We start from the raw sequence: 15566 nt of genomic DNA, 5'->3' as shown, positions 1-15566 counted from the left end.
AACTGTTGTAAACAAATTGAAAGAGAGAATTGACGATGCATCGCTACACCTTCTCTCTCTGGGAGAGGGTGCCGAGGGGAGAGGGGTATGAGGGCGGATGCGGCTGAAGATCATGCCTGATGAGGGGAGAAACAAGGGGCGAGGCTGGTGCGGGCGCCACCGAAACGGGACCGCCCTTCTCAATCTTCCGGGCAAGGGCAAAAGCGCGGCACCGGCTTGCCTTCCACGAGGACGGTTTCCAGGAACATCGCCTCGGGACGAACCCAAAGCCCCCCTTCCCCGTAGAGGGGACGGTACACGACCATGGGTTCATCGGTCTCGCTGTGCCTGGCCGTGCCGATGACCTGGTAGTAATTCCCTTTGTAGTGCCGGTAGCGCCCCGGTATTACGGCCATGTTCCCTCCCCTAGAGCGAGGTGTGCTCGGTCCGGGCGATGATCTCGTTTTGCAGTTCCGTGGAGAGGTCGCAGAAGTAATCGCTGTACCCGGCGACGCGCACGATCAGGTCGCGGTTCTCGGCGGGGTTCTCCTGCGCCCTTTTCAGGGTTTCCACGTTCACCACGTTGAACTGAACGTGATGCCCGTCCATGCGGAAGTAGCTCCGCACCAGGCTCGCCACGCCGTCCAGACCTCCGGCGCCGGTAAGGAGCGCCGGGGAGAATTTGAGGTTCAACAGGGTGCCGCCGCTTCTGATGTGGTCCATCTTCCCGGCGGAGCGGATCACCGCGGTGGGCCCTCCGCGGTCCGCCCCCTGCACCGGGGAGATCCCCTCCGAGAGCGGGGTGCCGCGCCGGCGACCGTCTGGGGTGGCGCCGGTGACGGAGCCGAAGTAGACGTGGCAGGTGGTGGGAAGCATCTCGATGCGGTACACGCCGTTCTTCGTGTTGGGCCTGCCGTCCACCTCGTCGAAGAAGGCGTCGAACACCAGCCGCATCAGGTCATCGGCGTAGTCGTCGTCGTTGCCGTACTTGCGGGTCTTGTTCCAAAGGCGTTGCCTGAGCGGCTCGTCCCCGGCGAAATCCGCGTCGAGCTTCGCCACCAATTCCGGCAGGGAGAGGGCGTTGCGCTCGAAGACGTGCTCCTTGATGGCGGAGAGCGCGTCGGTGATGCTCCCTACGCCCACCCCCTGGATGAAGCTGTTGTTGTAGCGGGCGCCCCCCGCGTTGTAGTCCACCCCCCGGCTGATGCAGTCGTCGGTCAGCACGGAGAGAAAGGGAGCCGGCATCTGGGAGGCGTAGATCATCTCGATGAGACGGTTGCCGCGGATCTTGATGTCCAGGAAGTGGGCGAGCTGGGCGCGGAACGCCTCGAAGAGCTCGTCGAAGCTCCCGAGGCTCTCGGCGGCCCCCGTCTTCGGTCCCAGTTGCACCCCGGTCAGCGGGTCCACGCCGTCGTGCAGGGCAAGCTCCAGCATCTTCACCAGGTTGAAATAGCCGGTGAGGATGTAGGCTTCCTTGCCGAAGGCCCCCACCTCGACGCAGCCACTGCACCCTCCGGCGCGGGCGTCCACCAGGCTCTTACCCTGGCGCAGCTGTTCCTCGACCACCGCGTCGGCGTTGAAGATCGAGGGGAAGCCGTAGCCGTTACGCACCACCTTCAGGGTGTGCTTCAGGAAGGCGTCCGGGGATTTGCGCGAAAGCTGGACGTTGCTGGAAGGCTGCAGGAGATGCATCTCGTCGATCACCTCCAAAAGCAGGTGCGACACCTCGTTGGAGCCGTCGGAGCCGTCAGGAAGGAGCCCGCCCAGGTTGATGTTGGCGAAGTCGGTGTAGGTGCCGCTCTCCGCCGCGGTCACCCCCACCTTGGGGGGCGAGGGGTGGTTGTTGAACTTGACGAAGAAGCACTCCAAAAGCTCGCGGGCGCCCTCCCTGGTGAGCGTCCCCTTTTGCAGCTCGGCCTGGTAGAAGGGGAACAGGTGCTGGTCCAGGTGCCCGGGGCTGAAGGCGTCCCAGCCGTTCAGCTCGGTGATCACCGCCAGGTGGCAGAACCAGTAGGACTGCAGCGCCTCCCAGAAGTCGCTTGGTGCGTGGGCCGGGACCCAGCGGCAGTTGGCGGCGATCTTTAGGAGTTCCTGTTTCCGTGCCGGGTCGGTGCAGGCGGCGGCCATGCTCTCGGCGAGCTTCGCGTGGCGCTCCGCGAAGAGGATCACGGCGTCGCAGGAGATGTCCATCGCGGTCAACTGCTCGCGGCGGGCCCAGGCGTCGGCGTCGGCGGCGAAGTCCAGCGCCTCGACGGCCTGAGCGATCTCCTTCTTGAAGTCGAGCAGCCCCTTGCGGTAGATCTTGTCATCCAGCACCGTGTGCCCGGGGGCGCGCTGTTCCATGAACTCGGTGAAGATGCCGTAGCGGTAGGCCTCATGCCACTCCTCGGGGAGTGCGGCGAAGATCTTGTCCCGCAGGCTGCGGGTGCCCCAGTACGGAATCACCGTCTCCTGGTAGGCCTTGAGGCAGGCGCCGTCGACGCGGTAGGAGGTCAGTTCGCGCGAGTTGAGGATGCGCAGGTCCTCGACCGAGTGGCAGGTCAGTTCCGGGTAGGTCGAAACCAGCTTCGGCGCCGGTCCCCTCTCCCCAACCACCAGCTCGCCGTCGCCTATATAGATGGTCTTCTTCTCGCACAGGTAGTGGAAGGACTTGGCGCGCATGACCGGGACGGACCAGCGTCCCTCGTTCTCGCGGTAGAACTCGGTGAGCAGCAGCGCCCGCTCGGCGGAAATGGCGGGCTCGGCGGCGAGGCTTTCCTGGCGCAGTCGTGTTGTTCTTCCGGTCATCTATGCTCCCCCTCCTATCTGCGTGTCCAATCCCCGGGCTGCGAAGAACCGGGCGAAAAGCTCCATGGTTTGCGGTGCGGGCGTCTGCGCGGCCAAGGCCTCGGCAGGCGGCTTCTTGCCAAGGCGCGCAGGCTTGGCGCTCCAGGTGCCGTGGTAGGGGAGCAGCCAGACCTGGCGCACCCCGGCGGCGCGGGCTGCGTGCTCGGCCAGCGCGGCCATCTCCTCTTCCGTGTCGTTGAAACCGGGGATGACCGGGATCCTGAGCCAGATGTTGCGGTGTACCCGCCCGAGCTGTTCCAGGTTTTCCAGGATGCGGCGGTTGCCAAGGCCGGTTCCCTTTTGGTGCAGCGTCTCGTCGGCGCACTTCAGGTCGAAGAGGAAGAGGTCCACCAGCGGGGCGAGGTCGAGCAGGGTCTCGGAAGGGCAGAGAGCGGCGGTGTCGACGGCGGTATGGATCCCCTGGGCGCGGCAGGCGAGCAGGAGTTCCTTGAGAAAGGCGGGCTGGCAGAGCGGTTCGCCGCCGGAGAAGGTGACCCCGCCGCCGGAGTCCTCGAAGAACATGCGGTCCTTCAGGATGCTTTGCAGCACCTCGTCGGCGGTGGTTTCCTTTCCGAGCAGTTCGCGAGCGCCGGTCGGACAGGCCTCGGCGCAGGCGCCGCAGGTGCGGCAGGCATCCCGCGGCTTGAGCCCTTCATGGCAGGCCAACAGGCAGGCGTCGCAGGAGATGCAGCGGTTTTGGGACCAGGCTGTTTCCGGGGTGTGAGTTTGGCTTTCCGGGTTATGGCACCACCAGCAGCGCGCAGGGCACCCCTTCAGAAAGACCGTGGTACGGATGCCCGGTCCGTCGTGCAGAGAGTACCGTTGCAAGTTAAAGACAATGCCCTCAGTCATAGCTCTATCCGCCACCCCACCACCCCTTGCCTGCACTTCCCACCTGACCCGCCTGGTCCGCCGGGTCCGCCACTGGACTACACAACCCTGATCATGAATTCCGGGCAAGCCGCCCCGCAGTAGCCGCACAGGATGCACTCGTCGTCGTCCACCTTGGCCCTGCCATCCACCAGGGAGAGCGCGTTGTTGGTGCAGGCGGGGACGCAGGCGCCGCACCCCTTGCAGAAGGCCTCCATGATGGTGAGCTTGCGGCGCCTCCCCTCCAGGGTATTCCAGAGCGCCTCGTCGGCGCGCCCCTCCTGGAAGAGCGCCAGATTGCCGTCGATCTCGGCCTCCGCGAGCATGCCCAGCGCGATGCCGTGCACCCCGGCGAGCCCCAGCACGTAGCGTAGGCTCTCGCGGGCAGTGGAGATGAGGTTCCCGCCGGCCAGGGCCTTCATGGCGTAGACCCCCTTGCCGGCCGCGGCGCAGGCCGCGATGGCGGCGGCCATCTCTTCCTGGGAGCCGTCGATGATCCCCATGCCGGTCCGGTTGATGAGCGGGTGCACCACCTCGATCTCGGGGTGCAGCACCGACTTCCGCATGGCGCTGACGAAGTGCGAGGAGAGCCCTACGTGGGCGATCTTCCCCTCCTCCTTCATCCTGAGCAGTACCTCGATCACCTCCGGGCGCTCCACGAAGGGATCCGCAACCCGGGCGCCGTGCAGGTGCACGATGTCCAGCCGCTCCACTGCGAGCTCGGTCAGCGCCCGCTCAACATGCCCGCGGGCCGCCTGCGCCGTATTGGCGTGGGTCTTGGTGGCGATGTGAACCTCGCCCGTGAAGCCTGCCAGTGCGGCGCGGATGTGCGGGTAGGTCTGGTAGAGCTCGGCCGTGTCCAGGAGGTTCACGCCGCGCTCCAGCGCGTAGCGGATCAGGCGTCCCCCTTCCTCGGGAGAGAGGGAGGCCTGCAGGGGACCAAGCGGAAGGGTGCCGAAAACGAGGGGATTGATGCTGAGGCCGGTGCAGCCGAGGGCAACTTTCTTCATGTGTTTCCTGTTCCGGGGTTAGTAATGGGGCGGAGGCTCTTCTTCGGAGGGGAGCCTGTTCTCGGAAGCGCTCAGGCCGCGCAGGTGTTCCTTGATGGCCCTCAGTTCCTTGGTGAGCTGGTCGATGACGGCCTGCTGCCCGGTGACCACCTCGTTCAGTTGGTCGATGATGTGACCCTGGTGCATGATCAGCATCTCCATGTCAGTCAGACGCTGTTCCATAGTGAGCTCCTTGTCGTGCCGGTTGTGAGGCTCGCAAAGTTTAACCCGATTCAAAGCGATAGCCAAGATAAAAAACTTCAAAAACCGGACGGATTCTGATAATTTCGCTCACTGTTCCGGCGACGCGAAGTGCCGGGCAATGGAGGTAGCGATGCAGGAAACACCGAAGTCGAGCAGCGAGCGGCACATCGAGTCCATCATGCAGCACCTGGAGCCGGGCACGGACCGGTACGAGGTATTGGACAAGGCGAAGAGGTTCAAGTCGTCCTGGGTGGAGCTTGGCGAGAAGCTGCTGGACGTAAGCAAGAGGGGACGGTTCCGCGAGTGGGGCTACGGGACCTTTGAGGAGTACTGCGTGCAGGAGATACGCATAAAGCGGGGCACCGCCGAGAAGCTCACCATGGCCTACCGCTTCATGGAGAAGGAAGAGCCGCAGCTGTTGGACCGGCGCGAGGAGTTGCGCCCCCTCCCCGACTTCCGGTCCATCGACCTTTTGCGCCAGGCCAAGGAAGAGAAGGGATTTTCCGCCGAGGAGTACGGCGACTTGAGAAAGCGTGTGGTGGAAGAGGAGAAGAGTCACCCCACCGTGCTGAAGAAGTTCAAGGAAGTGGCCGCGCTGAGGGAAGAGCCCAACCCGCTGGTGCCGCTGAAGGCCGCCGTTTCCGCCGCCAAGCGGCTGGACAACGCCCTGCGCCTTTTGGAGAGCGTGCCGCAGGTTTATGTGCAGCAGGTGACAGAGCTTTTGACCCACCTGGAGCAGGAGTTGAACGCCCGCGACCTCGGCGCCGAGACCGAAGCCGGCAACCTGCGGGAGATCTGATCCCTACCGGTAGCTGTCCCAGAACAGCTTCGCCGTCACCGCCAGCACCGAGCAGATGAACACCGGCCGCACGAAGCGGGTCCCCTTGTGGATTACCAGCCTGGCCCCGACCCGTGCGCCGACCGCCTGCCCCGCCCCCATCAGCAGCCCCGCCCAGAGCAGCACGTGCCCCCCTGCCACGAACACCACCAGCGAGACGATGTTGCTCACGAAATTGAAGAGCTTGGTGTAGCCGGTCCCCTTGCGCATGTCGAAGCCCAGCCCGAGCATGATGGCGATCACCCAGAACGAACCGGTCCCCGGTCCGAGAAAGCCGTCGTAGAAGCCGAGCCCCAGTCCCGCAACCGCGTAGAAGAGCCTGCGGGGGAGGCGCGGGTGCACCTCCTCGGCGCCGAGCCTCGGGGTGAAGATGGTGTAGCAGAGGATGGCGAGCAACAGAAACGGGATGCACTTCTTCAAAAAGCCCGGGTCGATCTGCTGTACCGTGTACGAGCCGAGGATGGCGCCTATGGTGGTCCAGATGACGCCGGGGAGCGCGTCGCGCAGGTTGACGGTCCCCGCCTTGACGAAGTGGGCCATGGCGCTGCAGGAGCCGAAACTGGCCTGGAGCTTGTTGGTGCCCAGCGCAGCCTGAGGCGGCAGGCCGAGGCCGAGCAGGACCGGTATGGTGATGAGGCCGCCACCGCCGGCGATGGCGTCGATAAGGCCGGCGACTGCGCCGGTAAGGAACAGGACGGGGAAAAGAACCGGTGAAATCTCCATGAACTAGCTGTCACTCCCCGGCCTGACGTTTTGCTCGTGCCTGCGGTACGCGGTGAAACTCTGACGTGCTATCGATACTGCCAACGGAATCTCCTTCAATGCTATGTTTTGATCGGCTACCGCCCGCGCCACGTGGTACATCCGCTGCCAGGGGATGGGCGCCTCCCCCGCTGCAGCCTTCAGCCAGAGCGTCTCAAGGACCAGCCGCTCCAAAAGGACCGGCCGCTGCTGCTCGAGGACCTGGTCGCACAACTGTTCCAGCACCGTCGCCGTCCTGACCGCTCCTTTGGCGCCGCGGGCCGCCTCGACGACGCGGTCCACAGCACTTCCCTCCACCTTCCAGCTCCCGAACAGGGCGCGGTAGCGGTGCCACCGCCCCGAATCCTCCAGGGCGAGGAGCTCCGCGCTGGCACCCTCCTCGGGGGAGTCCGGTGCGGCAACCTCTTCGGCCAGCTGCCGCAGGGTTTGCGCCGGGTCCGGGTGGGTCCCTTTCCAGTGGCCGCGCCCCAGCAGTTCGGCAACCCGCACCAGCCAGTGCCCGGGCACCCTCCCCGCCTCGGTCCCGGCCGCGATGGCCATCCCCAGGCGGAGGTCGAGGTACTCGCCGGTCGACGTAAGGCAGCAGCGCCGGCTGCGCGCCGCCCGGATGAAGTCCTCCCGGTCCCTGCGGGTCTCCAGCCGCACCACGGTGCAGTCGGCGATGCCTCCCCCCTCCTGCAGCAGCAGCGTGCACCCGGCATAGGCGGCCCGGTCGGAAACGATGACCTGGAACGCCTGCCCCCCGGAACCGTCCAGGCAACTGGCGTACACGGTTTCCTCGTCGGGATTTTCCAGGTGGGCGCACGGCACCCGAGCCCGCCGCGCGTTGCTGATGGTCTGGTCCACGATGCTTCGGGCCGGTTCCGGAAACCAGTTGCGCGCCATGATCAGGCGCCGCAGCGTATTGGGGGTCAGGGTGGCGCCCGCCACCGAGACCAGCATGCGGGCAACCTCCCGGGAGAGTTCCGGATCCGCGTTGAAGATGAGCAGAGCGGCGATCTCGCGCAGAAACGGGGCGTCGGCGGTCAAAAGCTCCCAGGTGAGCCCGGGCCTCAGCTCAGGGTCGTTGACCGCGAACAGTTCCAGGATCTCCTGGGCGCCGGCGAAGGGACAGGTCACCCCGACGGAGGCGAAATGCCGGAGCACGCCGGAGACGAACTCCTCGCTCGAGGCGGCGTTCAGGTCGAGCCCACCCTCCGCCTTCCCCTCCCCCGCCTGGCAGATCGCCTGCAGTTCGGGGATCAGGTTCAACCGGCTGCGCACCAGTATGTCGGTCACCGAAAGGCGCAGTTCCATGCCGCTTCGTTCCCGGTACACCCGCAGCGCGAGGGCGCTCTGCAGCCGCTGCAGCTGTTGCCTCGCACCCGGACGCCCCCCCGCCATCTCCACCTGGTAGAACTCAAGGGTGAGGGAGAGGATCCTCAAGGCCGCCGAGATCCGGTCGTGGTCCGCCTTGGCGGCCCGTCCAAGCGCCGCCAGCAGGGCCGCCAGCTCCTCCACCGCGAGGGGGTCGGCCAGGAGGTGCCGGTGCAGTTCGTCCTGCAGGGAGATGAGGATGGCAATGGGAGCGCTCACCCCGGCCCGCGCGTACAGTTCCACGAGGCGCATGGTCCCCGACGGCTCCCCCTGCCCGGCGCAGGGGGGCTGGGGACAACCGGGGGTGAACCCATGCCGAACCGATTCGGTGAGCATGGTCTCCAGGTCCGGTGCCGGCATGGCACGGTAGAAAAGGTCTCCGGGAAGAGGGAAAGGCCTGCCGCGGTAGGGGACGCCGTCGATCAGCTCCCGCACCTCGCCGTAGCGCCGGTACATGCGCTCCACCCACTCCGTGCGGGAATTGAGGGTGTGCACGCAGAAGTCGAGCAGCTCGTCGGCGTAGGGAACCTGGTAGCTGGAGCCGTCCAGGTAGGGGCCGCAGAAGGGTCCGTCGCCGTCGAAGCCGAGGCAGATCAGCGCCTTCTGCCGCTGCTTCTGGTCCAGCACCAACAGTGCGACCCGGCGGCAGTCGCACCCGGGGGTGGTGCAGTAGCACTCGACGAAGGCGTAGCTCCCCTTCGGGATCCTTCCGCTCTGCGCCGGCAGTTCCAGGGTCATGGTGGACCCGGCTGCATCAGGGAAGATCTGGTGGTACGGCTTCATGCCCACTCCTGCGAAAAAGGCCGCTCCTGCCGGTCGCGGGACCGGTCGGTAGCGGCCGCTGAAAGAAGGCGGTCGTCCCTGCTGCGCTGCGGTTCAGCGTCTCTTGCGCTTCCCCTTCCCTTCCGCGACGAGGATCGCCTCGACCACCGCCTGGAGGTCCTCGTAGGCCCGGACCCCTTTGGGGAGCCGCGCCGACTCGACCGCGCCGTAACCGGTCAGCACCATGAGCGAGGTGCAGCCGGCGTTGAGTCCCGCCTCGATGTCGCCCAGCTTGTCGCCGACCATGTAGGAGCGGGAGAGGTCGATGTCGAGGTCGAGCGCCGCCTGCTCCAGCATCCCCGGCAGGGGCTTGCGGCAGTTGCACTCCACGCGGTAGTCGCCGACGCCGTGCTCGGGGTGGTGCGGACAGAAGTAGCAGGCGTCGATGGTGATGCCGAAATCTCCCAGTTCCTCGTGCATGCGGTCGTGGATCGCCTGCAGCGCCGCCTCGTCGTAGAGGCCGCGCCCGACACCGGACTGGTTGGTGACCACCACCAGGAGAAAACCGGCATCCTTGAGCCGCTGCAGCGCGTAGGGGACCCCGGGGATGAGACGGAAATCCTCCACCCTGCTCAGGTACTGCACCTCTTGGTTGATGGTTCCGTCCCGGTCGAGGAAGACCGCACGCCGCTTGCCCATGGTACCCCTGGCCTTTCCCGCTGCCCTAATCCCGCCGCACCGTCATGAAAAAAGTTCCCGCTCCACCAGGTCGCACAGGATGTGGATCATGGTGATGTGCCCCTCCTGGATCCTGGGGGTGTCGTCGCTGGGCACCACCAGGGAGAGCTCGGCCACCCCCTTGATGCTCCCGCCGTCCTTGCCCAAGAGGGCGATACTGCGGCACCCCAGCCGCTTCCCGGTCTCGAGGGCCAGCTTGACGTTGGGGGAGTTGCCGCTGGTGGAGATCCCCACCAGCACGTCCCCCGGGTTGGCGTGCGCCTCCACCTGGCGCGAGAAGATGCGTTCGAAGCCGTAGTCGTTCCCCACCGCGGTGAGGATGGAGGTATCGGTGCTGAGCGCGATGGCCGGCAGCGCTCGGCGCTCGAGCTTGAAACGCCCCACGATCTCCGCGGCGAAATGCTGCGCGTCGGCGGCGGAGCCGCCGTTACCGAAAACAAGCAGCTTCTTCCCGTCGCGCAGCGCCGCAGCCAAAAGCGAAACGGCGCTCTCCAGGGACGGACAGAGGTCCCTTTCGAGCGCCGCTATGACCTGGGCGTGGGCCTGGAGCTGGGCCTTGATCTCTTCTTTCATCAACCCTCCGCGTGCCGCGGCTCCCCGCAGCGATGCTAGTGAACCCGTGCCTTGATCCGCTCGGTGAGTTCCGAAAACGAGAGGTAGCGCTCGCTCCAGGGAAACGGCAGCCCGTCCACCGCGGTGACCGGCATGGTGCCGGGACGCTGGGCGACCAGCTTCTCGTAGATGCGCCGCTTCATGCCGTCCCAGGCCATGCGGGGGAGCGGCACCAGCTTCACGTTCTCGTGCAGGCAGGAGAGGCCCGACTGCTGGGCCGCCTGGTTCAGGCCGTGGGGCAGAAGCAGCGTGTAGCTGTCTCCGTGGCGCGCCCCCTGGAGCAGCCAGTCGAGCTTCTGGCGCAAGAGCTCCAGCTCGACCCCCTTGGGGACGTGCAGCAGGTAGCTCCCCCCCTCGCCCCAGCGTTCGCGGAACGCGGCCATGCTCCTTTGCAGGGTCTCCCGGCGCCTGAGTTCCGAGCCGAGCGGGACCTCCTCCTGGTGGCTCACCAGGGGACCCGGCACCTGCAAGGTCAAGTACCCCTTCGCGCAGGCGCGCCGGGTGAAATCCTTCAGGCACCAGACCCCGCCGTCCAGCGACTCGTCGAAACCGCCGATCTCACGGTACAGCTCGCGGCGGATCACCATGGCGGCGAAGGAACCGCTCTCCACCTCGCAGGGCCCCGCGCAGGGGTCTCCCGGATCGAGACAGGGGAGCAGGATGCCCGCTTCGGGATGCTCCTGGGCGTACTGCAGCAGCGGGTCGAGCCAGCGCGCGCTGACTATACTGGTGCTGCGCAGCAGGGCCAGGAAGGGGGCCGTCGAGCTCTGGAAACCGCGGTTTGCGGCACGGACGAACCCGATATTGCTGTCGTCGCGCATCAAAAGGGCACGCTCGTCCAGCCCGTCAGCGAACTCCTGCAACATCCTCTCGGTGTCGCGTTCGGAGCCGCAATCGACGATGATAAATCGGGCGTTCGGGGTGTGGTTGATCAGGTTGACCAGACAGTTTCGAGTCTCTTCGGGCCGGTTCCATACGGGTATGATGACGTCAATGATAGCGTCGTTCATGAGGATCCCTCGGGCAGAAACGGCAGATGTGAGAGTCGGAAACTAGGAGCTTACCGCGACGTTGCGCAACAGCGCGAGTTCGTCAAGCACCTTTCCGGAGCCGAGCACGACGCAGGAGAGCGGGTCTTCCGCGGTAACCACGGGGAGGCCGGTCTCCTCGCGCAGGAGCACGTCGAGGTTTCTCAGGAGCGCGCCGCCGCCGGCAAGGACGATCCCCTTGTCGACGAGGTCCGCCGCCAGTTCGGGCGGAGTGCGCTCCAGGCAGTTGCGCACCGCGTCGACGATGGCGGTAACCGGCTCGGAGAGCGCCTCGCGGATCTCGTTGGAGTCGATCTCGGTGGTCTTGGGGATCCCGGAGACGAGGTCGCGCCCCTTGACCTCCATGTGCAGAAGCTGGGTGCCGGGGTACGCCTCGCCGATCTCGATCTTGATCAGCTCGGCCATGCGGTCGCCGATCAGGAGGTTGTACTTGCGCTTTATGTACTGGACGATCGCCTCGTCCATCTTGTCGCCACCCACCCGGACGCTCTTGGTGTAGACGATGCCGGCCAGCGAGATCACGGCCACCTCGGTGGTGCCGCCGCCGATATCGACGATCATGTTGCCGGAGGCCTCGGTGATGGGGAGGCCGGCGCCGATCGCGGCTGCCATCGGCTCCTCGATCAGGTACACCTCGCGCGCGCCGGCGGACTCGGCGCTTTCCTTGACGGCGCGCTTCTCCACCTGGGTGATCCCGGAGGGGACGCAGATGACGATCCTCGGACGTACCAGGGTCTTTCTGTTGTGAACCTTGTGAATGAAGTAGCGCAGCATCTCTTCGGTGATGTCGAAATCGGCGATGACCCCGTCCTTCATGGGCCGGATGGCCGTGATGGTACCGGGGGTGCGACCGAGCATCTTCTTCGCTTCCATCCCGACGGCGAGGACCTTCTGCTGGCCGTTCGGCATCTTCTGGACCGCCACCACGGAAGGCTCACGCACCACGATCCCCTTCCCCTTGAGGTAGACGAGGGTGTTGGCCGTGCCAAGGTCGATGGCCAGATCGTTAGAAAACATGCCGAAAAGGGAGTCGAAAATCTTAAACATGCATGAACTCCTTTGAATTATCGCAATAACCGGACCCTGCCCGGTGTCAAAGGAGGAAATATAGCAAATGGTACGCACCCTTGCAAGAAAGAAAACCCGCCGGATGTCTGGAGCTGGACTGGGAGAGGTCGGTATACTGCTTCATTCTACCGTTGCTTTTGCGATTAAAGTATATTATGATTCGGCACTCTTGAGTGTGAGCTAGACTCTATTTTTTATCAGCGCAAAGGAGCCGAACCGGAATGCTAGGTGTAATGAGGAAGTACAAGCAATCCATTGTCATCAAGGTCGTATTCGTCGTCATCGTCCTCTCTTTCATAGGAACCATCTTCCTGGTATGGGGCAAGGGCGGCAGTGACGGAAGAGGTGGCAAGAGCTATGCGGCAACGGTAAACGGCACCAAGATATCCCTGGACGAGTTCCAGAAGAGCTACTACCGCACCCGCGGCCTCTACGAGCAGATCTACGGTCGCAGCCTGACCCCGGAACTTGAAAAGCAGATGGGGATCAAGAAGCTCACCATCGACACCCTGATCGACAACGTCCTCATCCTCGACGAGGCGAAGAAGATGGGGGTCAAGGTGAACAAGGACCAGGTTGCCGCAGAGATCGCCAAGATCCCCGCATTCCAGAAAAACGGAGCCTTCGACTTCGGCGTCTACCAGCAGACCCTGAAGGTAAACCGCATCACCCCGAAGGACTTCGAGGAGTCCCAGGAACAGGAGATGGTGCTGCAGAAGACCCGCAACAAGATCAAGGAATCCGCCACGGTGACCGACGCCGAGGTGAAGGAAGCCTTCAAGAAGCAAAACGACAAGGTGAACCTCGCCTACGTCTCCTTCTCCCCCGCCGACGTCAAGGGGAGCGTCAAGCTGACCGACCAGGAGCTCACCTCCTACCTGCAGGAGCACCAGAACGACTTCAAGACCCCGGAGCAGGTCTCCGTCGCCTACACCGTGGTGAACCCTGCCCAGGCGGCCGCCAAGGTGAGCGTCACCGCGGATGAGGTGCAGACCTACTACCAGAAAAACATCGACCGCTACCAGGGCAAAGGGGGCATCCTCCCCTTCGCCGAGGTGAAGGACAAGGCCACCGCCGACGCCCAGAAGCAGAAGGCAGCCAAGGAAGCCTACGAGAAGGCCGCCGAGGCGGTCAACAAGTTCAAGGCCAAAGGCGACCTGGACGGAGCCGCAGCGGCCCTTGGGGGCAAGGTCGAGAAGACCGCGCTCTTCACCGCCAAGGCACCCGCCGCAGCGCTTGCCGGCGAGAACGAGGTTGTCGCCCGCGCCTTCGCCCTGAAGCAGGGTGAACTGGGCGGACCGGTCGAGACCGCCAAGGGGATTTACCTGGTCAAGGTGCTGGACAAGAAGCCGGCCGCCGTACCGCCGCTGGCCCAGATCAAGGGCGCCGTGGAAGCCAAGGCCGTCGAGGTCAAGGCCGCCGACCTGGCCAAGAAGAAGGCCGAGGAAGCGCTGCAGCAGCTGTCCAAAGGCGGCGCCGCCAAGGAGACCGGCAGCTTCGGCTTCGCCCCGACCGGCGTGGTCCCCGCCATCGGCACCTCCCCCGAGTTGATGGAGGCTGCCTTCACCCTGAACGCCCCGAACCAGGCCGCCAAGCAGCCCTTCAAGGTGGGCGAGCGCTGGTACGCCGTGGCGCTCAAGTCCCGCACCGAGGCCCCCCTTACCGAGCTCGCCAAGGATTCCGGCTCCATCAAGGCGGCCCTGCTTCCCAAGAAGCAGCAGGAGGCCCTGGACAAGTGGGTCAAGGGGCTGCGCGAAAAGGCGAAGATCGACATCAACCCGATGGTGCTCCAGGACTAACGGGACTACTGGGAAGTATCACAGCTTACAAGTGCGAGGTGGAGGGTGCGGGTGCACTCTTCACCTTTCACTTTTCACGCTAAGGGCGAATAAAAGGAGAATGCACCAATGACTACACCGGTACTCAACACTGACTTCCCCGGCCTCAAACTTGCCGCACGCGGGAAGGTGCGCGACATCTACGACCTCGGTGAAACGCTGCTCATCGTCACCACCGACAGGATCTCCGCGTTCGACGTCATCATGAACGAGGGAATACCCAACAAGGGGTACGTCCTGACCCAGATCTCCGCCTACTGGTTTCGCCAAATGGAAGACATCATCAAGAACCACATCATCTCCACCGACGTGGCCGATTTCCCCGCGGAGTGCCAGCCCTACGCCGACGTCCTGGCGGGCCGCTCCATGTGGGTGAAAAAGGCCCAGCCGCTGGCCGCCGAGTGCATCGTGCGCGGCTACATCTCCGGTTCAGGGTGGAAGGACTACCAGCAGACCGGTGCCATCTGCGGCATCAAGCTCCCCGAGGGGCTCAAGGAAAGCGACCGTCTGCCGCAGCCGATCTTCACCCCCTCCACCAAGGCAGAGCTCGGCACCCACGACGAGAACATCTCCTTCGAGCAGATGTGCGAGATTTGCGGCAAGGAGATCTCCGAGAAGGTGCGCGCGGTGACGCTCAAGATCTATGAGAAGGCGCGCGACCTGGCCGACCAGAAGGGGATCATCATCGCCGACACCAAGTTCGAGTACGGCATCCACGAAGGGGAGCTGATCATCATCGACGAGTGCATGACCCCGGACTCCAGCCGTTTCTGGCCCAAAGAGAGCTACCAGCCGGGCGGCCCGCAGCCCTCCTTCGACAAGCAGTTCCTGAGGGACTACCTGGAGACCCTGGACTGGGGCAAGACCGCCCCGGCGCCGCCGCTCCCCGAGGAGATCGTCAGAAAGACCGGCGAGAAGTACATGGAAGCGCTGGTGAAGCTGACCGGCAAGGGGATCTAGAGACAGATAAAGACTTAAGATTAAGATTAAGACTAAGATTGAGATTAAGGCAATCGAAAAGGCCCCGCATCGTAGGACGCGGGGCCTTTCTCGTTATGGCAGCTACTTAGTCTTAGTCTTAGTCTTAGTCTTAGTCTTAGTCTTAGTCTTAGTCTTAGTCTTAGTCTTAGTCTTAGTCTTAGTCTTAGTCTTAGTCTTAGTCTTAGTCTTAGTCTTAGTCTTAGTCTTAGTCTTAGTCTTAGTCTTAGTCTTAGTCTTAGTCTTAGTCTCAGCCTATCAGTTTGGCAAGCCGCGACCTCTCCTTCATCAGGCGCGCTTCGCCGTCCTCCAGGGCCTTCAGGAGTCCCTTCTTGGCGCTGTAGGCCATGTCCTTACCGCGATCCAGGATCTCAGAGGCGCGCTCTCCAACCGCCTCGGCCATCTCCCCTACATGATCGGAGAAGTCCTCGACCGCCTCCAGGGCTTCCTCCCCTTTGCGGCGCGCCTTTTTGGCGTAACGCCCGAGCTCCTTGCGGGTTTTCTCGCCGCTTTGCGGCGCGTACAATAGCGCGACCCCGGCGCCTATGATGCCTCCGGCCAGGAGCAGCATCGCCCCAACCATCACCTTGTTGTCTCTTCCGGCCATAGCCCTCCTCCTTCGCGATCGTAGTATTTT

Annotated in this window: 15 protein-coding genes; 3 read left to right on the top strand and 12 right to left on the bottom strand. The window is 64.2% G+C overall.

What is annotated here, in order from left to right:
• Nucleotides 1-179: 179 nt before the first annotated feature.
• From KP003_RS07800 to KP003_RS07780, 5 genes are all read right to left on the bottom strand, one after another.
• Nucleotides 180-395: a DUF1653 domain-containing protein gene (locus KP003_RS07800; RefSeq protein WP_216498061.1), complete on the bottom strand. Its 216-nt coding sequence runs from the start codon at nucleotides 393-395 to the stop codon at nucleotides 180-182.
• A 10-nt stretch (nucleotides 396-405) separates the two neighbouring features.
• Complete coding sequence (hypD, locus tag KP003_RS07795) at nucleotides 406-2766, bottom strand: trans-4-hydroxy-L-proline dehydratase (protein ID WP_217300574.1); 2361 nt, start codon at nucleotides 2764-2766, stop codon at nucleotides 406-408.
• Nucleotides 2767-3657, bottom strand: a complete 891-nt coding sequence (locus KP003_RS07790; RefSeq protein ID WP_217300573.1) for a glycyl-radical enzyme activating protein — start codon at nucleotides 3655-3657, stop codon at nucleotides 2767-2769. It abuts the gene before it with no gap.
• Nucleotides 3658-3734: 77 nt separating this feature from the next.
• Nucleotides 3735-4685, bottom strand: a complete 951-nt coding sequence (locus KP003_RS07785) for an aldo/keto reductase (protein WP_217300572.1) — start codon at nucleotides 4683-4685, stop codon at nucleotides 3735-3737.
• Between the two features lie 18 nt (nucleotides 4686-4703).
• Complete coding sequence (locus KP003_RS07780) at nucleotides 4704-4907, bottom strand: SlyX family protein (RefSeq protein WP_216498067.1); 204 nt, start codon at nucleotides 4905-4907, stop codon at nucleotides 4704-4706.
• A 151-nt stretch (nucleotides 4908-5058) separates the two neighbouring features.
• Between KP003_RS07780 and KP003_RS07775 the strand changes: the two genes are divergently transcribed.
• Complete coding sequence (locus tag KP003_RS07775; RefSeq protein ID WP_216498069.1) at nucleotides 5059-5727, top strand: hypothetical protein; 669 nt, start codon at nucleotides 5059-5061, stop codon at nucleotides 5725-5727.
• Between the two features lie 3 nt (nucleotides 5728-5730).
• On the opposite strand, the gene KP003_RS07770 is transcribed toward KP003_RS07775, so the two are convergent.
• From KP003_RS07770 to KP003_RS07745, 6 genes are all read right to left on the bottom strand, one after another.
• A complete protein-coding gene (locus KP003_RS07770; protein WP_216791423.1) occupies nucleotides 5731-6489 on the bottom strand; it encodes a TSUP family transporter in 759 nt (252 codons plus the stop codon).
• Nucleotides 6490-6492: 3 nt separating this feature from the next.
• Nucleotides 6493-8667, bottom strand: coding sequence for a Y4lR C-terminal helical domain-containing protein (locus KP003_RS07765; RefSeq protein ID WP_217300571.1), 2175 nt, complete (start codon nucleotides 8665-8667; stop codon nucleotides 6493-6495).
• A gap of 93 nt (nucleotides 8668-8760) precedes the next feature.
• Nucleotides 8761-9345, bottom strand: a complete 585-nt coding sequence (gene gmhB, locus KP003_RS07760; RefSeq protein WP_217300570.1) for a D-glycero-beta-D-manno-heptose 1,7-bisphosphate 7-phosphatase — start codon at nucleotides 9343-9345, stop codon at nucleotides 8761-8763.
• A 42-nt stretch (nucleotides 9346-9387) separates the two neighbouring features.
• The gene (gene gmhA, locus KP003_RS07755) at nucleotides 9388-9957 is read right to left on the bottom strand and encodes a D-sedoheptulose 7-phosphate isomerase (RefSeq protein WP_217300569.1); all 570 of its coding nucleotides are present in this window, start codon (nucleotides 9955-9957) and stop codon (nucleotides 9388-9390) included.
• A gap of 35 nt (nucleotides 9958-9992) precedes the next feature.
• Entirely contained in the window at nucleotides 9993-11006 is a 1014-nt protein-coding gene (locus tag KP003_RS07750; protein WP_217300568.1) for a glycosyltransferase family 2 protein, read from the bottom strand.
• Nucleotides 11007-11048: 42 nt separating this feature from the next.
• The gene (locus KP003_RS07745) at nucleotides 11049-12092 is read right to left on the bottom strand and encodes a rod shape-determining protein (protein WP_216498077.1); all 1044 of its coding nucleotides are present in this window, start codon (nucleotides 12090-12092) and stop codon (nucleotides 11049-11051) included.
• A 242-nt stretch (nucleotides 12093-12334) separates the two neighbouring features.
• Here KP003_RS07745 and KP003_RS07740 point away from each other — a divergent pair, with 242 nt between their 5' ends.
• Together KP003_RS07740 and KP003_RS07735 are read left to right on the top strand one after the other, a co-directional pair.
• Nucleotides 12335-13912, top strand: a complete 1578-nt coding sequence (locus KP003_RS07740) for a peptidylprolyl isomerase (RefSeq protein ID WP_217300567.1) — start codon at nucleotides 12335-12337, stop codon at nucleotides 13910-13912.
• A gap of 108 nt (nucleotides 13913-14020) precedes the next feature.
• Nucleotides 14021-14911 carry a phosphoribosylaminoimidazolesuccinocarboxamide synthase gene (locus KP003_RS07735; protein ID WP_216498079.1) on the top strand — a complete coding sequence of 297 codons (891 nt, stop codon included), beginning with the start codon at nucleotides 14021-14023 and terminating at the stop codon, nucleotides 14909-14911.
• 268 nt (nucleotides 14912-15179) lie between these two features.
• Here the strand turns inward: KP003_RS07735 and KP003_RS07730 are convergent, their stop codons facing one another.
• Nucleotides 15180-15536 (bottom strand): YtxH domain-containing protein, encoded by a 357-nt coding sequence (locus KP003_RS07730; RefSeq protein ID WP_216498080.1) that lies wholly within the window; start codon nucleotides 15534-15536, stop codon nucleotides 15180-15182.
• Nucleotides 15537-15566: the final 30 nt, after the last annotated feature.

This window comes from Geomonas diazotrophica (assembly GCF_019063885.1).
Taxonomy (GTDB): domain Bacteria; phylum Desulfobacterota; class Desulfuromonadia; order Geobacterales; family Geobacteraceae; genus Geomonas; species Geomonas diazotrophica.
Note: the sequence above shows the minus strand (reverse complement) of the source record. Positions and strands in the feature narration are given on the sequence as shown.